The organism is Paenibacillus sp. BSR1-1 (assembly GCF_030403775.1).
Lineage (GTDB): Bacteria > Bacillota > Bacilli > Bacillales > Cytobacillaceae > Neobacillus.
In genome coordinates, this window is record NZ_JAQMWQ010000029.1 from 25,058 (window position 1) to 48,458 (window position 23,401).

The 23,401-nt window shown below is 39.8% G+C and carries 27 protein-coding genes; 23 read left to right on the forward strand and 4 right to left on the reverse strand.

The window, feature by feature from the left end; translation table 11 throughout:
- Positions 1-6: 6 nt before the first annotated feature.
- From rpoC to tuf, 6 genes are all read left to right on the forward strand, one after another.
- On the forward strand, positions 7-3,606 hold the full coding sequence (gene rpoC / locus PH210_RS26135) for a DNA-directed RNA polymerase subunit beta' (RefSeq protein ID WP_289989295.1): 3,600 nt from the start codon (positions 7-9) through the stop codon (positions 3,604-3,606).
- A gap of 157 nt (positions 3,607-3,763) precedes the next feature.
- Positions 3,764-4,012 carry a 50S ribosomal protein L7ae-like protein gene (locus tag PH210_RS26140; RefSeq protein ID WP_289989296.1) on the forward strand — a complete coding sequence of 83 codons (249 nt, stop codon included), beginning with the start codon at positions 3,764-3,766 and terminating at the stop codon, positions 4,010-4,012.
- A 103-nt stretch (positions 4,013-4,115) separates the two neighbouring features.
- Positions 4,116-4,538 (forward strand): 30S ribosomal protein S12, encoded by a 423-nt coding sequence (gene rpsL, locus PH210_RS26145; protein ID WP_027322663.1) that lies wholly within the window; start codon positions 4,116-4,118, stop codon positions 4,536-4,538.
- Between the two features lie 41 nt (positions 4,539-4,579).
- Positions 4,580-5,050: a 30S ribosomal protein S7 gene (gene rpsG / locus PH210_RS26150; RefSeq protein WP_289989297.1), complete on the forward strand. Its 471-nt coding sequence runs from the start codon at positions 4,580-4,582 to the stop codon at positions 5,048-5,050.
- A 48-nt stretch (positions 5,051-5,098) separates the two neighbouring features.
- Positions 5,099-7,180 carry an elongation factor G gene (fusA, locus tag PH210_RS26155; RefSeq protein ID WP_289989298.1) on the forward strand — a complete coding sequence of 694 codons (2,082 nt, stop codon included), beginning with the start codon at positions 5,099-5,101 and terminating at the stop codon, positions 7,178-7,180.
- Between the two features lie 130 nt (positions 7,181-7,310).
- The gene (gene tuf, locus PH210_RS26160; RefSeq protein WP_223595867.1) at positions 7,311-8,498 is read left to right on the forward strand and encodes an elongation factor Tu; all 1,188 of its coding nucleotides are present in this window, start codon (positions 7,311-7,313) and stop codon (positions 8,496-8,498) included.
- 66 nt (positions 8,499-8,564) lie between these two features.
- Here the strand turns inward: tuf and PH210_RS26165 are convergent, their stop codons facing one another.
- From PH210_RS26165 to PH210_RS26175, 3 genes are read right to left on the reverse strand one after another with little or no spacing between them, the layout of a single operon-like run.
- Positions 8,565-9,656: a GerAB/ArcD/ProY family transporter gene (locus PH210_RS26165; RefSeq protein WP_289989299.1), complete on the reverse strand. Its 1,092-nt coding sequence runs from the start codon at positions 9,654-9,656 to the stop codon at positions 8,565-8,567.
- A 60-nt stretch (positions 9,657-9,716) separates the two neighbouring features.
- The gene (locus PH210_RS26170; RefSeq protein ID WP_289989300.1) at positions 9,717-10,913 is read right to left on the reverse strand and encodes a Ger(x)C family spore germination protein; all 1,197 of its coding nucleotides are present in this window, start codon (positions 10,911-10,913) and stop codon (positions 9,717-9,719) included.
- A 19-nt stretch (positions 10,914-10,932) separates the two neighbouring features.
- The gene (locus PH210_RS26175) at positions 10,933-12,237 is read right to left on the reverse strand and encodes a Ger(x)C family spore germination protein (RefSeq protein WP_354670024.1); all 1,305 of its coding nucleotides are present in this window, start codon (positions 12,235-12,237) and stop codon (positions 10,933-10,935) included.
- Positions 12,238-12,320: 83 nt separating this feature from the next.
- Here PH210_RS26175 and PH210_RS26180 point away from each other — a divergent pair, with 83 nt between their 5' ends.
- Together PH210_RS26180 and PH210_RS26185 are read left to right on the forward strand one after the other, a co-directional pair.
- Positions 12,321-12,554 (forward strand): hypothetical protein, encoded by a 234-nt coding sequence (locus tag PH210_RS26180; RefSeq protein ID WP_289989302.1) that lies wholly within the window; start codon positions 12,321-12,323, stop codon positions 12,552-12,554.
- A 14-nt stretch (positions 12,555-12,568) separates the two neighbouring features.
- Positions 12,569-13,702, forward strand: coding sequence for a GerAB/ArcD/ProY family transporter (locus PH210_RS26185; RefSeq protein WP_289989303.1), 1,134 nt, complete (start codon positions 12,569-12,571; stop codon positions 13,700-13,702).
- A gap of 66 nt (positions 13,703-13,768) precedes the next feature.
- On the opposite strand, the gene PH210_RS26190 is transcribed toward PH210_RS26185, so the two are convergent.
- Positions 13,769-15,388 carry a spore germination protein gene (locus tag PH210_RS26190; protein WP_483312148.1) on the reverse strand — a complete coding sequence of 540 codons (1,620 nt, stop codon included), beginning with the start codon at positions 15,386-15,388 and terminating at the stop codon, positions 13,769-13,771.
- Between the two features lie 163 nt (positions 15,389-15,551).
- Here PH210_RS26190 and PH210_RS26195 point away from each other — a divergent pair, with 163 nt between their 5' ends.
- The 15 genes from PH210_RS26195 (at position 15,552) to rplE (ending at position 23,378) form a co-directional block, all read left to right on the forward strand.
- A complete protein-coding gene (locus PH210_RS26195) occupies positions 15,552-16,667 on the forward strand; it encodes a GerAB/ArcD/ProY family transporter (protein WP_289989304.1) in 1,116 nt (371 codons plus the stop codon).
- A 352-nt stretch (positions 16,668-17,019) separates the two neighbouring features.
- The gene (rpsJ, locus tag PH210_RS26200) at positions 17,020-17,328 is read left to right on the forward strand and encodes a 30S ribosomal protein S10 (protein ID WP_007085291.1); all 309 of its coding nucleotides are present in this window, start codon (positions 17,020-17,022) and stop codon (positions 17,326-17,328) included.
- A gap of 39 nt (positions 17,329-17,367) precedes the next feature.
- Positions 17,368-17,994 (forward strand): 50S ribosomal protein L3, encoded by a 627-nt coding sequence (gene rplC / locus PH210_RS26205; RefSeq protein WP_223595862.1) that lies wholly within the window; start codon positions 17,368-17,370, stop codon positions 17,992-17,994.
- Positions 17,995-18,023: 29 nt separating this feature from the next.
- Positions 18,024-18,647, forward strand: coding sequence for a 50S ribosomal protein L4 (gene rplD, locus PH210_RS26210; protein ID WP_289989305.1), 624 nt, complete (start codon positions 18,024-18,026; stop codon positions 18,645-18,647).
- Complete coding sequence (gene rplW / locus PH210_RS26215; protein ID WP_223595860.1) at positions 18,647-18,931, forward strand: 50S ribosomal protein L23; 285 nt, start codon at positions 18,647-18,649, stop codon at positions 18,929-18,931. The genes rplD and rplW overlap by 1 nt, the downstream gene beginning before the upstream one ends.
- A gap of 27 nt (positions 18,932-18,958) precedes the next feature.
- Entirely contained in the window at positions 18,959-19,789 is an 831-nt protein-coding gene (gene rplB / locus PH210_RS26220) for a 50S ribosomal protein L2 (RefSeq protein ID WP_289989306.1), read from the forward strand.
- A 60-nt stretch (positions 19,790-19,849) separates the two neighbouring features.
- A complete protein-coding gene (gene rpsS, locus PH210_RS26225; protein ID WP_026565526.1) occupies positions 19,850-20,128 on the forward strand; it encodes a 30S ribosomal protein S19 in 279 nt (92 codons plus the stop codon).
- 17 nt (positions 20,129-20,145) lie between these two features.
- Positions 20,146-20,487: a 50S ribosomal protein L22 gene (gene rplV, locus PH210_RS26230; RefSeq protein WP_223595858.1), complete on the forward strand. Its 342-nt coding sequence runs from the start codon at positions 20,146-20,148 to the stop codon at positions 20,485-20,487.
- A gap of 3 nt (positions 20,488-20,490) precedes the next feature.
- Positions 20,491-21,147 carry a 30S ribosomal protein S3 gene (gene rpsC, locus PH210_RS26235; protein ID WP_289989307.1) on the forward strand — a complete coding sequence of 219 codons (657 nt, stop codon included), beginning with the start codon at positions 20,491-20,493 and terminating at the stop codon, positions 21,145-21,147.
- Between the two features lie 2 nt (positions 21,148-21,149).
- Positions 21,150-21,584, forward strand: coding sequence for a 50S ribosomal protein L16 (gene rplP, locus PH210_RS26240; RefSeq protein WP_223595855.1), 435 nt, complete (start codon positions 21,150-21,152; stop codon positions 21,582-21,584).
- Positions 21,574-21,774 carry a 50S ribosomal protein L29 gene (rpmC, locus tag PH210_RS26245; protein WP_007085282.1) on the forward strand — a complete coding sequence of 67 codons (201 nt, stop codon included), beginning with the start codon at positions 21,574-21,576 and terminating at the stop codon, positions 21,772-21,774. The genes rplP and rpmC overlap by 11 nt, the downstream gene beginning before the upstream one ends.
- Positions 21,775-21,795: 21 nt before the next feature.
- Positions 21,796-22,059 (forward strand): 30S ribosomal protein S17, encoded by a 264-nt coding sequence (rpsQ, locus tag PH210_RS26250; protein WP_289989308.1) that lies wholly within the window; start codon positions 21,796-21,798, stop codon positions 22,057-22,059.
- A 39-nt stretch (positions 22,060-22,098) separates the two neighbouring features.
- Positions 22,099-22,467, forward strand: a complete 369-nt coding sequence (gene rplN / locus PH210_RS26255) for a 50S ribosomal protein L14 (protein WP_034676100.1) — start codon at positions 22,099-22,101, stop codon at positions 22,465-22,467.
- A 36-nt stretch (positions 22,468-22,503) separates the two neighbouring features.
- Positions 22,504-22,812 carry a 50S ribosomal protein L24 gene (gene rplX / locus PH210_RS26260; protein WP_223595853.1) on the forward strand — a complete coding sequence of 103 codons (309 nt, stop codon included), beginning with the start codon at positions 22,504-22,506 and terminating at the stop codon, positions 22,810-22,812.
- A gap of 26 nt (positions 22,813-22,838) precedes the next feature.
- Positions 22,839-23,378: a 50S ribosomal protein L5 gene (rplE, locus tag PH210_RS26265; protein ID WP_289989309.1), complete on the forward strand. Its 540-nt coding sequence runs from the start codon at positions 22,839-22,841 to the stop codon at positions 23,376-23,378.
- The last annotated feature ends 23 nt before the right edge of the window (positions 23,379-23,401 follow it).

Sequence of the window (23,401 nt, forward strand, 5' to 3'; positions counted from 1 at the left end):
GGCCCCTTGATAGACGTTAATAATTTTGAGTATATGAAGATTGGTCTTGCTTCACCGGATAAGATCCGTTCATGGTCTTTCGGAGAAGTCAAAAAGCCAGAAACCATTAACTATCGTACCTTGAAGCCTGAAAAAGACGGTTTATTCTGTGAGCGAATTTTTGGTCCAACAAAGGACTGGGAATGTCATTGCGGAAAGTACAAGCGCGTCCGTTATAAGGGCGTTGTTTGTGACCGATGCGGCGTTGAAGTTACACGGGCAAAGGTTCGCCGTGAACGTATGGGACATATTGAACTTGCTGCACCTGTATCTCATATATGGTACTTTAAAGGAATCCCAAGCCGGATGGGTCTTGTGTTAGACATGTCCCCAAGAGCACTCGAGGAAGTTATTTATTTTGCTTCTTACGTAGTAACTGAATCCGGTGATACTGCACTAGATAAAAAGCAACTGCTTTCTGAAAAAGAATATCGTGCTTACCGTGAAAAGTACGGAAACAAATTCCAAGCTGCCATGGGTGCAGAAGCGATTAAAAAGCTTCTTTCTGATATCGATCTAGAAAAAGATGTAGATAGCTTAAAGGAAGAATTGAAAACTGCTCAAGGCCAGCGCCGTACGCGTGCGATTAAGCGCCTTGAAGTGTTAGAAGCATTCCGTGGTTCAGGAAATGAACCATCTTGGATGATTCTTGACGTTCTTCCGGTTATTCCGCCGGAATTACGCCCGATGGTGCAATTAGATGGAGGCAGATTTGCGACATCTGACTTGAACGATCTTTATCGTCGTGTTATTAACCGTAATAATCGTCTGAAGCGTTTATTAGATCTTGGTGCACCAAGCATTATCGTTCAAAACGAAAAGCGGATGCTTCAAGAAGCTGTTGATGCCTTGATTGATAACGGACGCCGCGGGCGCCCTGTTACTGGTCCTGGTAACCGTCCGTTAAAGTCACTTTCTCATATGTTAAAAGGTAAGCAAGGACGTTTCCGCCAAAACTTACTTGGTAAGCGTGTTGACTATTCTGGACGTTCCGTTATCGTCGTAGGTCCAAACTTAAAAATGTATCAGTGCGGCCTTCCGAAAGAAATGGCTCTTGAATTGTTCAAGCCATTTGTCATGAAGGAATTAGTTGAAAAAGGCTTAGCACATAACATTAAATCAGCAAAACGCAAAATCGAACGAGTATCCCCTGATGTTTGGGATGTACTTGAAGATGTTATTAAGGAGCATCCGGTTCTGTTAAACCGTGCCCCTACTTTGCATAGATTAGGAATCCAGGCTTTTGAGCCTACGTTAGTTGAAGGTAGAGCTATCCGTCTTCACCCGTTAGTATGTACGGCATACAATGCCGACTTCGACGGTGACCAGATGGCGGTTCACGTGCCACTTTCATCTGAAGCACAAGCAGAAGCTCGTCTTTTAATGCTTGCCGCCCAAAACATCTTGAACCCTAAAGATGGTAAACCGGTTGTTACACCGTCTCAGGACATGGTTTTAGGTAACTATTACTTGACTCTTGAGCGTGAAGGTACAGTCGGCGAGGGTATGATTTTTAAAGATACAAACGAAGCGGTCCTTGCATACCAAAATGGTTATGCTCACTTCCATACGCGTGTCGCTGTACATGCCGGATCATTAGGAAATGAAACTTTTACAGAAGAGCAAAATAATAAGTTATTAATCACGACGGTTGGTAAGCTTATTTTTAATGAAATTCTGCCAAAATCATTCCCGTATATCAATGAACCAACTCGACACAATTTAGAAGTTGAAACGCCTGCTAAATATTTTGTAGAAAAAGGCGAAGATATCTCTGCGAAAATCAAAGATATGCCATTAGTTGATCCGTTCAAGAAGAAAATCCTTGGAAATATCATTGCGGAAGTGTTCAAGCGTTTTAAGATTACTGAAACGTCAAAAATGCTTGACCGTATGAAAGACTTAGGATTTAAGCATTCAACTAAAGCTGGTATTACTGTTGGTGTGGCAGATATCGTCGTACTAGGTGAAAAACAAGAAATTCTGAAAGAAGCACAAGGTAAAGTTGATAACGTCATGAAACAGTTCAGACGTGGTTTAATTACCGAAGATGAGCGTTATGACCGTGTTATTGCCATCTGGAGTGCGGCTAAAGATACCATTCAAGGCAAGCTGATGAAATCCTTGAATAAAACGAACCCAATTTTCATGATGTCTGATTCCGGTGCCCGTGGTAATGCCTCGAACTTTACCCAGCTTGCTGGTATGCGCGGCTTGATGGCCAACCCGGCAGGACGTATCATCGAGTTACCGATTAAATCAAGTTTCCGTGAAGGATTAACGGTATTAGAGTACTTTATCTCTACACACGGTGCGCGTAAAGGTCTTGCCGATACCGCTCTTAAAACCGCCGACTCTGGTTACTTGACTCGTCGTCTTGTTGACGTTGCCCAGGATGTTATTGTCCGAGAAGACGATTGCGGAACCGATCGCGGCTTTACAATCAGTGCCTTAAAAGACGGTACGGAAATCATTGAAGGCTTGGATGAGCGCTTAATTGGCCGCTATGCTCGCAAAGCAATCAAGCATCCTGAAACAAAAGAAGTGCTTGTTCCTGAAAATGGTCTGATTACTGAAGATCTTGCGGAAATCATTGTTGGCGCGGGTGTTGAAACCGTAAAAATCCGCTCTGCCTTTACATGTAATACTCGCCATGGTGTATGTAAGAAGTGTTATGGCCGTAACTTGGCTACAGGTCAAGAGGTTGAAGTGGGCGAAGCAGTTGGTATTATCGCTGCTCAATCCATCGGTGAACCTGGTACACAGTTAACCATGCGTACGTTCCATACGGGAGGTGTTGCCGGAGATGATATCACTCAAGGTTTACCGCGTATCCAAGAGATTTTTGAAGCCCGTAATCCTAAAGGTCAAGCTGTTATTTCTGAAATTGATGGTGTTGTTGTTGGTATTAATGAGGGCCGTGACCGTCAGCATGAAATCGTCGTTCAAGGCGAGGTTGAATCACGCACTTATAATGCACCGTATACAGCACGCTTGAAAGTAGCTGTCAATGATCATGTTGGCCGTGGTCAGGAATTAACAGAGGGTTCAATTGACCCTAAAGAATTAATCAAAGTAAAAGACGTAACATCTGTTCAAGAATACCTATTGCGTGAAGTGCAGAAGGTTTACCGTATGCAAGGGGTAGAAATTGGCGATAAGCACGTTGAGGTAATGGTACGTCAAATGCTGCGTAAAATCCGTGTCAGCGAAGCGGGTGATACAGATGTATTACCAGGTACACTTCTAGACATTCACCAGTTTACGGATGCGAACGAAAAAGCATTATTGGCTGGTAAAATGCCGGCAACTGGCCGTCCGGTCTTGCTTGGTATTACAAAAGCATCACTGGAGACTGATTCATTCTTGTCAGCAGCATCGTTCCAAGAAACAACAAGAGTTCTTACCGATGCAGCGATCAAAGGCAAGCGCGATGAATTACTCGGCTTAAAAGAAAATGTTATCATCGGAAAACTTGTACCTGCTGGTACCGGCATGCAGCGCTACCGCAAAGCAGAGCCTGTCCTGAGGGATACAACTTCTGAAGAAACAGTTGCTATTGACTAATTTAAAAGGCGGTATCTGCTAAACGGCAGATACCGCATTTTAAAGAATAATAATTTGTTTGTATAAAAAAGTAAAATCAAATGTTGACATCTTTTTGCTAAGATGTTACTATATCAAAGGTGCTCCTATTCACCTGATACTTTGGAGGATATGATTAATGTCTTATGAAAAAGTATTACAGGCACAAAAGATCATTATAGGAACTAAACAAACAGTGAAAGCCCTAAAGGAAGGGAAAGTTCAAGAAATTTTCGTTGCAGCCGATGCAGAACCAAAGGTTACTGGAAAGATTGTAGAGGAAGCTCTTGGATTAAACGTTCCGGTCCAATATGTTGACTCGATGAAAAAACTCGGGAAAGCGTGCGGGATTGAAGTAGGTGCAGCAGCTGTAGCAATTATCCGTTAAAAACTGTTTTTGTAGATAGAGTAGTCTGCAAAAACTTTGTTTTTGCAAAAAAATGAACCACCTGGATGTGTGGGCTTACAAATAATGAAGGGAGGAAAAAATCATGCCTACTATTAACCAATTAGTGCGCAAGCCTCGTCAAACTAAAGAGGAAAAGTCAAAATCACCTGCGCTAAATAAAGGTTACAACAGCTTCAAGAAATCACAAACTAATGTATCTTCACCACAAAAACGCGGAGTATGTACTCGTGTTGGTACAATGACTCCAAAGAAACCAAACTCAGCGTTACGTAAATATGCACGTGTACGTTTGACAAATGGTATCGAGGTGACTGCATACATTCCTGGTATCGGCCACAACCTTCAAGAGCACAGTGTTGTTCTTATCCGTGGAGGACGTGTAAAGGACTTACCGGGGGTACGTTATCACATCGTACGTGGAGCGCTTGATACAGCTGGTGTAAACAACCGTATGCAAGGCCGTTCTAAATATGGTACTAAGAGACCAAAAGCAGCAAAAAAATAATTTGACACTAAATAGAAGCTTCTTTGAAAGGAGGAAAAACAATGCCACGTAAAGGTCCTGTAGCAAAGAGAGACGTGTTACCAGATCCGCTTTACAATTCAAAATTAGTTACTCGTCTAATCAACAAAATGATGATCGACGGTAAAAGAGGTAAATCTCAAGAAATTCTTTACTCTGCATTTAATACTATCCGTGAACGTTCTGGCAAGGAGCCAATGGAAGTATTCGAAGCAGCAATGAAAAACATCATGCCAGTTCTAGAAGTAAGAGCACGCCGTGTTGGTGGTGCTAACTACCAAGTTCCAGTTGAGGTGCGTCCTGACCGCCGTACAACTCTTGGTCTTCGCTGGTTAGTAAACTATTCACGACTTCGCGGTGAAAAAACGATGGAAGAGCGTTTAGCTAACGAAATCATGGATGCAGCTAACAATTCTGGTGCATCTGTTAAGAAGCGTGAAGATACACACAAAATGGCAGAAGCAAACAAAGCGTTTGCTCACTATCGTTGGTAATTTAACCTTCAATATAAAAACTTTCATACTAGGAAGGAGAAAGACCCAATGGCAAGAGAGTTCTCCTTAAACAACACTCGTAATATCGGGATCATGGCACACATCGATGCCGGTAAAACGACGACCACTGAGCGTGTCCTTTACTACACTGGTAAAATTCATAAAATCGGTGAAACACATGAAGGCGCTTCTCAGATGGACTGGATGGAGCAAGAACAAGAACGCGGAATTACAATCACTTCCGCTGCAACAACTGCACAATGGAAAGGCCACCGTGTTAACATCATCGACACACCAGGACACGTAGACTTCACAGTTGAAGTTGAACGTTCCCTGCGTGTACTTGATGGTGCGGTAGCTGTCCTAGATGCACAATCAGGCGTTGAACCGCAAACTGAAACAGTTTGGCGCCAAGCAACAACTTACGGTGTACCACGTGTTGTATTCGTAAACAAGATGGACAAAATCGGAGCTGATTTCCTATATTCTGTAGGAACAATTCATGATCGTCTTCAAGCGAATGCTCATGCAATTCAGTTACCAATCGGAGCTGAAGATCAGTTTGAAGCCATCATTGACCTTGTGGAAATGAATGCTGTATTCTACGGGAACGACTTAGGTACTGATATTGAAGTACGTGAGATTCCTGAAGAATTCCGCGCTCAAGCTGAAGAATACCGTGAAAAGCTAGTAGAAGCGGTTGCTGAACTAGATGAAGAGTTAATGGAAAAGTACCTTGGTGGTGAAGAAATCACTAAAGAAGAACTTAAAGCAGGAATTCGTAAAGGTACTGTTAACGTTGAATTCTATCCAGTAATTTGTGGATCTGCATTCAAAAACAAAGGTGTTCAGTTAATGCTAGATGCTGTTATTGATTATCTTCCATCTCCACTTGATGTACCTGCAATCAAAGGTCACGCTGTTGATGATGAAGAAGAAACAATTGAACGTCATTCAAGTGATGAAGAGCCATTCTCAGCTCTTGCATTCAAAGTTATGACTGACCCTTATGTTGGTAAATTAACGTTTTTCCGCGTTTACTCTGGTACTTTAGAATCTGGATCATATGTTCAGAACTCAACTAAAGGCAAGCGTGAGCGTATCGGACGTATACTGCAAATGCACGCAAACAGCCGTCAAGAAATCTCTAAGGTTTATGCCGGTGACATTGCAGCTGCAGTAGGTTTGAAAGATACAACAACTGGTGATACTCTATGTGACGACAAAAACCCTGTTATCCTAGAGTCTATGCAATTCCCTGAGCCAGTTATTCAACTTTCTGTTGAACCAAAATCAAAAGCTGACCAAGATAAGATGACAACTGCACTACAGAAGCTTCAAGAAGAAGATCCGACTTTCCGTGCACATACTGACCAGGAGACTGGACAGGTTATCATCGCTGGTATGGGTGAGCTTCACCTAGATATCATCGTTGACCGTATGCGCCGTGAATTTAAGGTTGAAGCTAACGTAGGTGCGCCTCAGGTTGCCTACCGCGAAACTTTCCGTGCTTCTGCACAAGTTGAAGGTAAATTCGCTCGTCAATCTGGTGGTCGTGGACAATACGGTCACGTTTGGATCGAATTCTCACCTAACGAAGAAGGAAAAGGATTCGAATTTGAAAACGGTATTGTCGGTGGTGTTGTTCCTCGTGAATACATCGCTCCAGTTCAAGCTGGACTTGAAGATGCTCTACAACGTGGTGTTCTTGCTGGATATCCACTAGTTGATATTAAAGCAAGACTATTTGACGGATCATACCATGATGTTGACTCCTCTGAAATGGCGTTTAAGATTGCCGCTTCAATGGCTCTTAAAAATGCTGCTTCTAAGTGTCAGCCTGTAATCCTTGAGCCTATGATGAGAGTTGAAGTTGTTATCCCTGAAGAATATCTAGGTGATATTATGGGACAAATCACTGCTCGTCGTGGACGTGTAGAGGGAATGGAAGCTCGTGGTAATGCACAAGTTGTTCGTTCAATGGTTCCACTATCAGAAATGTTTGGTTATGCAACAGCTCTTCGTTCAAGTACACAAGGCCGCGGTGTATTCTCTATGCACTTCGATCACTACGAAGAAGTACCTAAATCAGTTTCTGAAGAAATCATCAAAAAAAATAAAGGTGAATAATTGATTTTCATCTTTCAATAAAGTATAACTACTATTGTGAGTAATGGAAGCTGTGATAATGGGACAAATCATTTTTCAGCTTCCATAAAAAATATACTTAACTTTTATAATCCAAAGGAGGATTTTCCAAATGGCAAAAGCTAAATTCGACCGTTCAAAGCCACACGTTAACATTGGTACAATCGGACACGTTGACCATGGTAAAACTACTTTAACTGCTGCAATCACTTCTGTTCTTGCAAAATCTGGTAAAGCAGAAGCTCGTGCATACGATCAAATCGACGGTGCTCCAGAAGAAAGAGAACGTGGTATCACAATCTCTACTGCTCACGTTGAGTATGAAACAGATCTTCGTCACTATGCACACGTAGACTGCCCAGGACACGCAGACTATGTTAAAAACATGATCACTGGTGCTGCACAAATGGACGGCGGTATCCTAGTTGTTTCTGCAACTGATGGTCCAATGCCACAAACTCGTGAGCACATCCTTCTTTCTCGTCAGGTAGGCGTACCTTACCTTGTTGTATTCATGAACAAGTGTGACATGGTAGACGACGAAGAACTTCTTGAATTAGTAGAAATGGAAATTCGTGATCTATTATCAGAATACGATTTCCCTGGCGATGACACTCCAGTTATCAAAGGTTCTGCTCTAAAAGCATTAGAAGGCGATGCTGCTTGGGAAGAAAAAATCTTTGAACTTATGACTGCTGTTGATGAGTTCATCCCAACTCCTGCTCGTGACACTGACAAGCCTTTCATGATGCCAGTTGAGGATGTATTCTCAATCACTGGTCGTGGAACAGTTGCTACAGGACGTGTTGAGCGTGGTGTAGTTAAAGTTGGTGACGTAGTTGAAATCGTAGGTTTCACTGAAGAGCCAAAATCTACTACTGTAACAGGTGTAGAAATGTTCCGTAAGCTTCTTGACTTTGCTGAAGCTGGTGACAACATTGGTGCCCTTCTTCGTGGTGTTGCTCGTGAAGAAATCGAGCGTGGTCAAGTTTTGGCTAAGCCAAAATCAATCACTCCACACACAAAGTTCAAAGCACAAGTTTACGTTTTAACAAAAGAAGAAGGTGGACGTCATACTCCATTCTTCACTAACTACCGTCCACAATTCTATTTCCGTACTTCTGATATTACTGGTATTTGTAACCTTCCAGAAGGTACTGAAATGGTTATGCCTGGCGACCACATCGAAATGACTGTTGAGCTAATCGCTCCAGTTGCGATCGAAGAAGGAACTAAGTTCTCTATTCGTGAAGGTGGCCGTACAGTAGGTTCAGGTTCAATCACTGATATCACTGAGTAATCAATATATATGAAAGCAGATGGATGACGATCCATCTGCTTTTTTAATTTGTCTATAAACTGAAGGTCAATAACTGTCCTTTTTTCTTATCTTGCTCACTATTAATAATAATAATGGAAAAAAGAGACCAAAAGGGAGAGAAAAAGACGTCCACCATTCTGCTTGTTTGTCAGATTCAACTATATTCTTATTTATAATGAGAGAGAGAACAAGTGTTATTAACCCTAATGGAAACGTCAAACATTTATATTCCTTTAGTTCTAGAATTTGACCCATACATATAATGGACCCATAAAAATAAAGTGTGATTTTAATATAGATGGAAATGAACCAAATGAAGGCCATGACGGCCTCTATTCGCTGCCAAAAGCCTCCAATATTGATTTTTAGTGCAAGAGCATAGGCAACAAATTCCATATTCTCAGAAAAGTAAGTGCCTAAGCACAATATGCTTAGTAATGTTACGACTGTTAAAACAGTTCCACCAATAAATGTTCCAAGCAAAAAGGATTTTTTTGCTTTTGTTGTTTGGTTTACAGCGGGGAAGACCATTAAGAACAATACTAATTGCAAATAAGGTGTCCCAACGGATTTCACAGCAGCACTAATTATGGGTTTTGTCCCATTGGCTAATATGGGTTGAAGCTGCTGAAATTCAATCATTGGGAAAATCGATATGATAAAAATAAGTAAAAGTAAAAAAATGATTGGAAAGAAAATTTCTATAGCTCGTGAAAAGGTTTCTATTCCGTATAGGACGCCCATAATCATTATTCCGATTAAAAGAATATGAAGGGGTAAAATGGGCGTATCCGGGAGAATTTGTATGATGACAAAGTCACCGATTTGTCTGATGAATACAGCAAGGCTAAGAAAAAAATAAATGAAATACAAAAAGGATAGGAGTTTTCCGAGCCATTTTCCTAATATTCTTTCGCTATATTCAGTTAGGTTCATTGTCGGAAATCTACTACCTAATAAATTGAACAGAGACACCAGTATTAGCCCTAGTCCGACCACAATAATATTAGCCATCCAAGCATCCTGTTTCGCACTATGTACAAGACCTGAGGGAGTATACAAAATGCTGCCGCCAACAATAAAAAATGCAATCATGATTGTATATTGATGAGGTGAAATTTTTCCATTCTCAAGCATGCTTGTTCCTCGCTTTTCCCAGAAAACATATTTTTTTGAATGGGAACATCTATTTATTTGTTATTTCATTTCATGAAGTGGGGAATTATTGATTGTACCCGTTTGACGAATATTCATTTCCACTTTAACGGAAACCGGCATCTGTGAATACAGTTGCTCCCATTCCCTTTTATGCTTTTTCCAATAATCAGGTTCAGAGCGATAAAGGGCTTCGCCGAATCCGAATATATCAGTTCGAAAATCTTTTTGTGCATGCTGTATCGTTGATTTTATAATTTTTATAAGAGCTTCCTCTGATTCCTTTTCTAAATATGGAATCGATTTTGGGTCTGTTAAATCCAAGCTTTGACAATCAACTTCTGCTACATTTCCAAGTATTTTAATTTTAATTGTTCCGTGAGGGCGTCCTTTAATAATCATGGTATTTAATTTTGATTTTGTTTTGACCACCTCAATGACCGCTTTGCCGCCTTCTGGACATTTTACAAAACCGACGCTGCTCTTAACCTTTCCCAAGGCATAATGAACCGCCTTACTTTCTCTTTCATTCATCCAGCCAATCAGTTTATCTTGTTTGAAGACTGCCAGCCCTTTATATCGCAGTAAGGTTTTAGGATTTGTCTGATCGACGTTCTTATTACTTTCACCTGTTTTTACAGGTCCCTTAAGTTCTATTCCGGTCAAAATAGGATTATTTCCTTCACTCACCATGTTAGAAACAAGTTTATCTAATGTTACACCTTCGGTAGGGGACCATTCTTTAGCTGATACCTCAAGCGAAGCAAATAAACTATTAGCTGGTATTGTTTCTAATGGGGTTAATATTTTTAAAACATCAGCCGCCTTTGAATTCTTGGATACTGCTATATAAAAATCATCCCGTACCTCTGAATTCCTAATAAGGGCGTCAATCATTTCGCCAATACCTTCTTTTGCTAAATCCTCACCGAAGACGAGAATTCGCAAATGCGCGAAATAAAGCTTTCTTGGGGCAACAGTGGTTATTTTTCTAACTGCTTCAAATAATGTTTCACCCTTACTTTGATAAACAATCACTGGTGCTTTTCCACTGCCTCCTTTCTTTGAAGCAATTTCACTTGGATTTACCACTTGTGCTGTGATAATATATTGCTCTTTTTCTTTATCAATCCCCAACCCAAGTAAGATGGACAGTTCATTTAATTCTCTTTTGTTCCAGCACCCGGTAAGGAGGATAATAGAGCTGAAAAATAGTATCAAAGTGATTTTTCGTTTCATTTCATGCCTCCAATCCGAGTTAATTCTTAATTTCATTGAGCGGGGAGTTTTTAATTTTTCCTATGTTGTGTATTTTTACCTTTACATCTATTTCTACCGGCATGTTTTCAAGGATTTGCAGCCAATCCTTCTTAATTAAATGCCAATAATCAGAGTTGGAACGATGCAGGGCTTCACCAAAACCAAATGGGTCTATTTTATATTTCTTTCGTGCAGCATATAGAGATTTGTTAATACTATGTTCTATATTTTTCTTGGTTTCTCTTTCTAAAATACTTATGGTTTCTGGTTTGGTCAAATCGAGTGTCTTACACTGGACATTTCCAACATTACCCACTGTGGTAACTTTTATGATTCCTTTTGGCTTATGATCTGAAACCTCTGTGTTTAATTCTGATGTTGTATGAATCAATTCAATGGCGGTTTTCCCTTTTTGGGGGCAGGGTATTGTGACAACCGTACTTGTAACATTCCCCAAGGCATAGTTGAGACCTTTGCTTTCGCTTTCTGATAACCAGCCAATAAATTTATCCTTTCTAAATACTCCAATTGAATCATATTTCAGAAATGCAGTAGGCTTCGTTTGCTGTGTGTTTTCTAATTTTCCCCCATCCTGAACATCTCCAATTAACTTAATTCCAGTTAATTTGGCACTTATGCCCTCACTAATAATATCGTAAATCAATTGATCCATCGTAATTTGTATGGTTGTTGCCCATGCTTTCTCAGATGACTGAAGCGATTCAAATACTTGTTGTACGGGTATTCTTTCCATAGTAGTTACAATTTTTAAGATATCTCCTGCTTTTTTATTTTTAGCTACTACAATATAAAAATCTGCTCTCATTTCTGGATCCCTTGATAAAAGGTCTAACGTTTTTGCTATCCCTTTTTTGGCAAATTCCTCTCCCAAAACGAGAAGCCGGAGATGGGAAAAATATAATTTTCGTGGTGAAACTGTGGTGATTCTTCTAATTGCTTCAAACAAGGTATTTCCTTTTTCTTGATAAACGACCACGGGTGATTTTCCACTGCCGCCTTGTGATTCAGCTATTTCTCCAGGGTTAACGACTTGTACAGTCACAACAAATTTACCGTCCTCAATATCGATCCCCATTCCAACTACAATAGCCAATTCGTTTAACTCTTTTCTGTTCCAACATGAAGTCAGTAGGGAAAGAGAGCATATTGAAATGATGATTAAAAGGAATTTTCGGTTCATGCCATTACTCCTTTTAGAATAAAAACTAGTTATATGCTCCCCAAAATATGGCTTTTTAAGCAATGGGAAACAGTAAATAAGCGATGGCAAGAATGGGAACATAGAAAAATGGATATTTTATCTAGTAATTATGATAAACATAGGAAGGTTTTGCCATGAAATTTGAATAGAGGGTGCATTTGCAGATGCTTGGTGTTGCAGGAACAATAGTCGCAGCAATAATAATGATTGCATTTGAAATTCCTTACTTGAAGAAAAAGAAGCTGACGAAAGAATTATGGGTATTTTCTTTCTTAATGCTGTTTGCTGTAGGATTAGGCATTGCCCATAGTTTAAATTGGCCCATTCCGAATCCGCTTGACGGAATAAGGACTGTTTTGCAGCCATTTAGTGATTTTATTTACGAATTGCTGAAATAGGTATGGTGATGTAAATGTTAAAAACGGTTAAAATTAGTGCACGGCAATTCGCAATATTAGTCATTCTATTTTCTGTAGGTACTACTATATTGGTGATACCTGGAATTCTTGCACAGGAGGTAAAACAAGACGCTTGGATGGCTGCAGTAATCGGTACAGTTATTGGTTTGTTAATAGTGACCTTATACATTGCTATAGTGAGGAAGTTCCCGATGATGACTTTAGTTGAAATCATTGAAACACTTCTAGGCAAATGGCTAGGAAAGGCCGTTTCACTTTCGTTTGTTTTCTATTCATTTATCGGCGCATCAGAGTTACTGTATTATGTTGGGTCATTCTTGACAACTCAACTTATTAAGGAAACTCCACCTGCTGCAATCCATATTATTTTCGCTGGCATCTTAGTCATGGGGGTTCGTCTTGGTCTGGAAACGATTGCCCGTTCAGCTGAATTGTTATTTCCTATATTTATTTTATTATTTTTATTAATAATGTTCTCTGTGATAGTAACTCCTGAATTATGGAAGATTGATAACCTGCAGCCTATATTGAATACAGGAATAAAGCCAATGACACGTGCTGTTATACTTTTTTCCAGTGTTTTCTCCTTGCCATTAAATATTTTTTTAATGATTTTTCCAATCTCAGTGACTAAGCCCAAGGAAGCTGAGAAAAATTTTTTTAGTGCCATTTTTATAGGTGGTGTATGTTTATTTATCCTAATTTCTTTGACTATATTAGTTTTAGGTCCAGAAACTAGTTCCAGACAGTTGTATCCAAGCTATACATTAGCAAGGCGGTTAAAAGTAGGGGATTTTTTGCAGCGAGTCGAAGCCATATTAGCGATCATGTGGGAAATAACGATCTTTTTTAAGATGACGATATATTTTTACGCATCCATAACAGGTCTTGTACAAACCTTGAACATAAAGGATTATCGGCCGCTTGTAATACCGTTAGGCATGATCATGGTTACCACTTCTTTGGTTTCACATCCTAATGTTATCCATTCTGCCAAATTTGACTATGAGATTTGGCCTGTTTATGCTCTAACTTATGGTCTTGTTCTACCTTTACTTCTATTAGTTGTCTATGCAATAAGAAAATTAATAAATCTTGATAAAAAACTGTTTGTAAAAAAAGAATAGAAGCTGCCTTCATAGAGAAAGGCAGCTTCTACTCATTTTGTTATCATTACCCGATTCTTTGGGAACTTATTTCGAATCCGGTTTTGGGGCAGGGGTGTCTTCTCGTGTTATATTCGTCTGACTAATTAAACGAGGTCGTGAAAACATAGCCCATCTTGGCATACGGAAAATAGCATCCTTTTGATCATCTTTAATAAAAGGGCCGAATGGAGCCATATAAGGTATACCAAATGAACGTAAACTGCACATATGAAGAATTAACGCGATTAATCCTACAATGATGCCGAATAAACCAAATGATGCCGCAATCGCCATGAAAGGAAAGCGCAGCATCCTGATTGAAATAGCTAATTCATAATTACTAACTATAAAGCTTGAAATGGCGGTAATGGCAACTACAATTACCATTGCTGCTGACACAAATCCGGCTTCAACAGCTGCAGATCCAATGACTAGTGTTCCAACGATGGATACAGCCTGGCCAATCGCTTTTGGCATTCTTAAGCCTGCTTCACGTAATATTTCAAAGCTTACCTCCATCGCTAGGGCTTCAATAAAGGCTGGAAATGGAACACCTTCCCGCTGGGCAGCTAGGGTAATAAGTAATTGCGTGGGCAGCATTTCTTGATGAAAGGTAGTGATCGCAATATAAAATGAAGGTGCTAACAATGCAATAAAAAAACCGACATATCTCAGGAAACGAAGAAGTGTTGTAATATCTGCCCGGTTATAATAATCCTCAGGGGACTGTAAAAATTGTGCGAATATGACTGGTATTGTAATGACAAAGGGTGTACCATCAACTAGGATCGCAATGCGGCCCTCTAGCAAATCGGCAGCAATGGCATCTGGACGTTCTGAATGATACATAGTAGGAAATGGTGACCATTTTGCATCCTGAATTAATTCTTCGATATAACCGGTTTCTAAAATACTGTCAATCTTTATTCGATCGAGTCTTTTACGCACCTCTTCTACAATCTTATCATTTGCAATACCATTGATATACATAATAGAGACGTTGGTTTTAGATACTTTTCCAATTTTTCTGGATTCGATCCATAGGTTGTGGTCTCTAATTTTTCTTCTTAGTAAAGAAGTGTTGACCCGTATATTTTCTGTAAATCCTTCACGGGGTCCCCTGATTGTTGTTTCGGTTGTAGGCTCCTCAACTGACCGTTCTTTTCCCCCTTTCATTTCAACTGCGAAGCCTTGGGAATATCCTTCAAACAAAAGAATTACTTTCCCATTTAGAAGAGAATCGAGCAGATTCGTAAAATCATTTATATCCTGAATATCCCCGACCGTTAAAACCATATCTTTTAAATACTGTAGAAGGTTTAATCTAGAGACTGATTCTGATTCTACTTCAGTTGTTCGCCAATCAATCATTAACGATTCCATGATGAAGTTTTGAGCGGATTGACTATCTATCAAGCCGTCGGTAAAAATGATACAAGCTTTAATCCTGCCTTCCTTACCTATTCTGATTTCACGCATAATAATGTCGTCACTGTTTCCGAACAACTCTTTAATTTTCTGGAGGTTATCAGTTAAACTCAGTTCTAAGGGTTCCTTTATTTCTTCTTGTGGTTTTGTTTGAATCGTTTGTTCCGCAGTCCGTTTTTGTATGTCTTCCCACTTGAATTTAATTGATTGTTTGTTTTTCGTTTTGAAAAAATTCAAAGTTTTTCCCTCATATTCCTGCTGTTTTTAAGGTTATTATTTCCACTTGAAACAGGCATATTCCACACATATTTAGATGAACTTTTAGGAGGTTTAATTTACCAGTAAAAAGTTAAAAATATGAAATGAAAGTTTTCGTTCTAATGGGAAGGAATTTATATAAATGGAAAATGCGAAAATTGATTCAAAGCAATTGTTTTCTCTTATGTTTCTATTTCAATTAGGAACCGGAATTGTGACAAGAATGGGGATGCAAGCGAAACAAGATGCTTGGATTTCAATCATGTTTGGCATGCTTGGCGCCATCATTCTTTTTTTCTTTGTATACGTCCAAATATTCAAACGGTATCCAAATCTTCCTTTTACCGGAGTTTTAATTAAAGTATTTAGCAAATATATCGGATTTCCATTAAGCATAGTATATATTTGCTATTTTACTTTTGTTGCCGCAGTCAATGCGCGGCATTTAGGGGATACAATGGGAACTTATATTTTAGCGGAAACGCCGGTTCCCGTAATTATTTTTATCGGCCTGTTATTGGTTTCATATGCCTGCTATTTAGGGATTGAAGTGGTAGGAAGGACGGCAGAGATTCTTGTTGGCGCAATGGCCGCTTTCGGAATAATTGGTAATTTAACTGTTTTTGCTTCCGGAATTATCAAAATTAAGAACGTGCAGCCTGTTTTAGAATATGGCTGGCTGCCTGTTTTAAAACAGGCAGTACCCCTAACATTATTTTTCCCCTTTGGGGAAATTTTTCTTTTTCTTATGTTTTTCCCATACTTGAATAAGCCTGAATTGGTCAAAAAAACGGGCTTACTGTCCATTTTGTTAAGTGGTTTAGGTCTTACATGGACCTTTTTATTAATTATTAGTGTAATTGGTAATGGCGCACAGGCCGTTGAAATCCCATTGCTTCTTACAGTTGAAAAGATCAACGTTGGCCATATTATCCAGAGGATGGACTCTATTGTTGTTGGGACCTTTGCGGTAGGATTTTTTATAAAAATTATTCTTTATGTCTATGCAGTTTTGATTGGGTTAAAGGACATTTTCAAATTTAAAAGGTATCAGCCCTTGATTATTCCCGTAATATCGCTCATTTTTATATACTCATGGCTTGGGTCGAAGAATAAGATTGCTTATCAACAGTTTTTTTATAATAAAATGCCATATTGGGTTGGATTCCCCCTTTTAGTGGGAATACCCTTCATTGCTCTAATAATGATTTTGGTTCGAACCTATTTTGGTAAATCACGATCAAATATATCAGAGTAAAGTGTTATTGTTTTATGTTGAAATCAGTTTCTACTATTATATATGTTCATATTAAATTGATTAAATATTTGGAGTAATAAATTAGGAGAATATTGGAGATTACATTTTGGGATTGAAATTGAAAATGTCAGCCGCTATAATTAAAAAAGTGTTCAACACAGAAGGCATAAAAAAAATCGTAATAACTGTTGCGTTTACTTTATGTTTTATGTATAATAGACAATGTTGGTCTTTGACTGCGATGAGGTGGAAGGTTGCTGACACACCCGGCCGCTTTGCCATGGCGAGTGTGTGGGAAATTTTCACTGAGAACTGTCTATTTCGAAAATAGGCGAATAAAGGAGGGAAAATAATGGCAAAACAAAAAATTCGTATCCGCTTAAAAGCATATGATCACAGAATCCTTGATCAATCTGCAGAAAAAATCGTTGAAACAGCAAAACGTTCAGGTGCGGCAGTTTCTGGTCCGATTCCGCTTCCAACTGAAAAGTCTGTTTACACAATTCTTCGTGCGGTTCATAAGTACAAAGATTCTCGTGAACAGTTCGAAATGCGGACTCATAAGCGTCTAATCGACATCGTTAACCCAACTCCACAAACAGTTGATGCGTTAATGCGTTTAGATTTACCATCTGGTGTAGATATCGAAATCAAACTTTAATCAAAATAAATGAACAAATATACAGGAGGTGTGACTTAAATGACCAAAGGAATCTTAGGAAGAAAGATTGGTATGACTCAAGTATTTGCAAGTAACGGCAACTTAATCCCTGTAACTGTAGTTGAGGCAGCTGCTAACGTAGTTCTTCAAAAGAAATCAGTTGAAACTGACGGTTATACTGCAGTTCAAGTTGGTTTTGAAGACAAGCGTGAGAAGTTATCTAACAAACCAGAAAAAGGCCATGTTGCTAAAGCAAATACTGCTCCTAAGCGCTTCGTTCGCGAATTCCGCGGAGACGACTTAGCAGCACTTGAAGTTGGTCAAGAAGTCAAAGTTGATATTTTCGCTGCAGGCGATATTGTAGATGTAACAGGAATCTCAAAGGGTAAAGGTTTCCAAGGCTCAATCAAGCGCCACGGACAATCACGCGGCCCAATGGCTCACGGTTCACGTTACCACCGTCGTCCTGGTTCAATGGGACCTGTTGCTCCAAACCGTGTATTCAAAGGTAAAGCATTACCTGGACGTATGGGCGGAGAACAAGTTACTGTACAAAACCTAGAAATCGTTAAAGTTGACGTTGAGCGCAACCTATTATTGATCAAAGGTAATGTTCCGGGAGCAAAAAAAGCATTATTAAAAATTAAAGGTGCGGTAAAAGCATAGTCACTTTTTAAGAAAGGAGGAACAAAGGAATGCCGAAAGTAGCATTATTAAACCAAAACGGATCACAAGTTGGTGATATCGAGCTTAATGAATCAGTTTTTGGTATTGAGCCTAACCAGCACGTATTATTCGAAGCGATTGTTATGCAACGTGCTTCATTACGTCAAGGAACACATAAAACTAAAATTCGTTCTGAAGTTGCAGGCGGTGGCCGTAAGCCATGGCGTCAAAAAGGAACTGGCCGTGCTCGTCAAGGGTCAATCCGTTCTCCACAATGGCGCGGAGGTGGTACTGTATTTGGTCCAACACCACGCAGCTACAGCTATAAATTACCTAAGAAGGTTCGTCGCTTAGCGATCAAATCTGCATTATCTTCTAAAGTATTAGAAGCAAATATCTTGGTATTAGAAAGCTTAGCGTTCGAAACTCCAAAAACAAAAGATTTCAAAGCTGTTTTAAACGGTCTTTCTGTTGAGAAAAAAGCACTTATTGTTACAGCTAACCTAGATGAAAATGTAGCGCTTTCTGCTCGCAACATTCCTGGTGTAACAGTAGTAACAGCTGATGGAATCAACGTATTAGATGTTGTAAACCATGATAAATTAATCATGACTAAAGCAGCGGTTGAAAAAGTAGAGGAGGTGCTTGCATAATGGATGCACGCGATATCATTAAGCGCCCCGTTATCACTGAGCGTTCTACTGACCTAATGGCTGAAAAGAAATATACGTTCGAAGTTGATGTGAGAGCTAACAAAACACAAGTGAAAGATGCTATTGTAGAAATCTTTGGCGTTGAAGTTGAGAAAGTTAACATCATGAACTATAAAGGTAAATTCAAGCGTATGGGTAAATTCGGCGGTTACACAAACAAGCGTCGTAAAGCAATCGTAAAATTAACAGCTGACAGCAAAGAAATCGAATTCTTTGAAAGCTAAAAACTAACAAGAAGAGGAGGGAATAAAATGGCGATTAAAAAGTACAAACCTACCTCCAATGGTCGTCGCGGAATGACTAGCTCTGATTTTGCTGAAATCACAACTAGCACTCCAGAAAAATCTCTATTAGCTCCATTAAAGAGAAAAGGCGGCCGTAATAACCAAGGTAAGTTAACTGTTCGTCATCAAGGTGGCGGCCATAAGCGTCAATATCGTTTAATCGACTTTAAGCGTAACAAAGATGGCATTCCAGGACGCGTTGCCACAATTGAGTATGATCCAAACCGTTCTGCAAATATTGCATTAATCAATTATGTTGATGGAGAAAAGCGTTATATCTTAGCTCCTAAAAACCTTCAAGTAGGCATGGAAGTAATGTCTGGCCCTGAGGCAGATATTAAAGTGGGTAACGCACTTCCACTAGCAAACATCCCTGTTGGTACTGTAGTACACAACATTGAACTAAAGCCTGGTAAAGGCGGACAATTAGTTCGTTCTGCTGGAACTAGCGCACAAGTTCTAGGTAAAGAAGGAAAATACGTACTAGTTCGTTTAACTTCTGGTGAAGTTCGCATGATCCTTTCTGAGTGCCGTGCATCTATCGGTCAAGTTGGTAACGAACAACATGAACTTATTAAAATTGGTAAAGCAGGTCGTTCTCGTTGGTTAGGCAAACGCCCAACTGTCCGTGGATCTGTTATGAACCCTAACGATCACCCACACGGTGGTGGTGAAGGACGTTCACCAATCGGACGTAAGTCACCAATGACTCCATGGGGTAAACCAACTCTTGGATACAAAACTCGTAAAAAGAAAAACAAATCAGATAAATTTATCGTACGTCGTCGTAAAAAATAACGTGTCTCTCCTACGGTTCAAAGATAGAACCGTAGAACAGTCACGAAGGGAGGTACCTTCATGGGTCGCAGCTTAAAAAAAGGACCATTCGTTGATGATCATTTAATGGTTAAGGTCGAAAAGTTAAATGAAACTGAGAGCAAACAAGTTATTAAGACTTGGTCTCGCCGTTCTACGATCTTCCCACAATTTATCGGCCACACAATCGCAGTTTACGATGGTCGCAAACATGTGCCTGTATATGTTACTGAAGACATGGTAGGTCATAAGCTTGGAGAATTCGCTCCAACACGTGCTTACAAAGGGCACGGTAATGATGACAAGAAAACAAGACGTTAAGAGAGGAGGGCATCCAAATGCAAGCTAAAGCTGTTGCAAGAACAGTTCGTATTGCTCCTCGTAAAGCACGTTTAGTCGTTGATTTAATCCGAGGAAAGCAAGTTGGTGAAGCTGTGGCGATTTTAAATCTCACACCTAAGGCTGCTTCTCCAATCGTTGAAAAAGTATTAAAATCCGCTATGGCAAACGCAGAGCACAACTATGAAATGGACGTTAACACTCTAGTTGTAACTCAAGCATTCGTTGATGAAGGACCAACCTTAAAACGTTTCCGTCCTCGCGCAATGGGTCGTGCAAGCCAAATTAACAAACGCACAAGCCATATTACAATCGTTTTAACAGAAAAGAAGGAGGGATAAGCTGTGGGTCAAAAAGTAAATCCAGTCGGTTTGCGTATCGGAATCATCCGTGATTGGGAATCTAAATGGTACGCAGGTAAAGACTTCGCTGATCTTTTACACGAAGACCTTAAAGTTCGTGAGTATATCACGAAGCGTTTAAAAGATGCTTCTGTTTCTAAAGTAGAAATCGAACGTGCTGCTAACCGTGTTAACGTAACAGTTCATACAGCTAAGCCTGGTATGGTTATCGGTAAAGGCGGTACTGAAGTTGAAGCACTTCGTAAAGCATTAAATCAACTTACTGGCAAACGTGTTCACATCAACATCCTTGAAATTAAGAGAGCTGATCTTGATGCGAAACTAGTTGCTGAAAATATTGCTCGTCAATTAGAAAACCGTGTATCTTTCCGTCGTGCACAAAAGCAAGTTATTCAACGTGCAATGCGCGCTGGTGCGAAAGGTATTAAAACAATGGTATCTGGTCGTCTTGGCGGCGCTGATATCGCTCGTTCTGAACACTACAGCGAAGGAACTGTACCTCTTCATACACTTCGCGCTGATATCGACTATGCTACAGCTGAAGCTGATACTACTTATGGTAAGCTTGGCGTAAAAGTGTGGATCTATAAGGGAGAAGTCCTTCCTACTAAGAAGAAAAATGCGGAAGGAGGCAAATAATAATGTTATTGCCAAAACGCGTAAAATATCGCCGTCAACACCGTGGAAATATGCGCGGCCAAACAAAAGGCGGAGCTGAAGTAACATTCGGTGAATTCGGCCTTCAAGCAATGGAAGCTTCTTGGATTACAAACCGTCAAATCGAAGCTGCTCGTATTGCGATGACACGTTACATGAAACGTGGCGGTAAAGTATGGATTAAAATCTTCCCTCACAAACCTTACACTGCAAAGCCTCTAGAAGTGCGGATGGGTTCCGGTAAAGGTTCACCTGAAGGCTGGGTAGCAGTTGTAAAGCCAGGGAAAGTTATGTTTGAAATCGCGGGTGTTTCTGAAGAAATCGCACGTGAAGCATTACGCCTTGCTATGCACAAACTTCCAGTAAAATGTAAGTTTGTAAAACGTGAAGAAATTGGTGGTGAATCAAATGAAAGCTAATGAACTTCGTGACCTTACCACTGCTGAAATTGAACAAAAAGTAAAATCTCTTAAAGAAGAGCTTTTCAACCTACGCTTTCAATTGGCGACAGGACAACTAGAAAATACTGCGCGTATTCGTGAAGTACGTAAAGCGATCGCTCGTATGAAAACTGTTGTTCGCGAAAGAGAAATCAGCGTTAACAAGTAATAAATGAGAGGAGGTTCACAGATGAGTGAACGTAACCAACGCAAAGTTTACACAGGACGCGTTGTTTCTGACAAGATGGACAAAACAGTTACAGTTCTTGTTGAAACTTACAAAAAGCATCCTTTATACGGTAAACGCGTTAAGTACTCTAAAAAGTATAAAGCTCATGATGAGCAAAACCTGGCAAAAATCGGTGATGTTGTTCGCATTATGGAAACTCGCCCACTTTCAGCTACTAAACGCTTCCGTTTAGTCGAAGTTGTAGAAAAAGCCGTTATTATTTAATTGTTCGGATAAGCTTCAATCCGAAGGGAGGTTACACACATGATTCAACAAGAATCACGTTTAAAAGTTGCTGACAACTCTGGTGCTCGTGAAGTACTTACGATTAAAGTTCTTGGTGGCTCTGGTCGTAAAACTGCTGGTATTGGTGATGTGATCGTTTGTACAGTAAAACAAGCAACACCAGGTGGCGTTGTTAAAAAAGGTGACGTTGTTAAGGCTGTTATTGTTCGTACAAAGAGTGGCGCTCGCCGTCCAGATGGTTCTTACATTCGTTTCGATGAAAACGCATGTGTAATCATTAAAGATGATAAGAGCCCACGTGGAACACGTATCTTCGGACCAGTTGCCCGCGAACTTCGCGATAACAACTTTATGAAAATCGTTTCTCTTGCTCCAGAAGTATTATAATTTTAAAATCAATTGCCTTTAAGGAGGTGCGACAAGATGCATGTAAAAAAAGGTGATAAAGTCAGAGTTATTTCTGGCAAGGATAAAGGCAAAACAGGTGTTATCCTAGCTGCTTATCCTAAAGACAGCCGTGTTCTAGTAGAAGGCGTAAACATCGTGAAAAAGCACTCAAAGCCTTCTCAAGTGAATCCACAAGGCGGAATTATCAGCTTTGAGGCTCCAATTCATGTATCAAACGTTATGCCTATCGATCCTAAATCAGGTAACCCAACTCGTGTAGGTTACAAAACGGTTGATGGCAAAAAAGTACGCGTAGCAAAATCCGGTGAAGTATTAGATAAATAGTTTAAATTAAGAAGGGAGGTACACACATGAACCGCCTAAAAGAAAAGTTTGTTAAAGAAATTACTCCTGCTCTAATGAGCAAGTTCAGCTATAAATCAGTTATGCAAGTTCCTAAGATTGAAAAGATCGTTGTAAACATGGGTGTTGGTGATGCAGTTGCAAACGCAAAAGCTCTTGATAACGCTGTTGAAGAATTAGCAACGATCACTGGTCAAAAGCCACTTATCACTCGTGCGAAAAAATCTATCGCTGGCTTCCGTCTTCGTGAAGGTATGCCAATCGGTGCAAAGGTTACTCTTCGCGGTGAGCGCATGTACGAATTCTTGGATAAATTAGTTTCTGTTTCTTTACCTCGTGTACGTGACTTCCGTGGTGTTTCTAAGAAAGCATTTGACGGTCGCGGTAACTATACTTTGGGTGTTAAAGAACAATTAATCTTCCCTGAAATTGATTACGATAAAGTAAGCAAAGTTCGTGGTATGGATATCGTTATCGTAACGACTGCTAACACTGATGAAGAATCTCGTGAACTTTTAACTCAATTTGGAATGCCATTCCAAAAGTAATCGCTAAATAAGGGAGGCGAAAA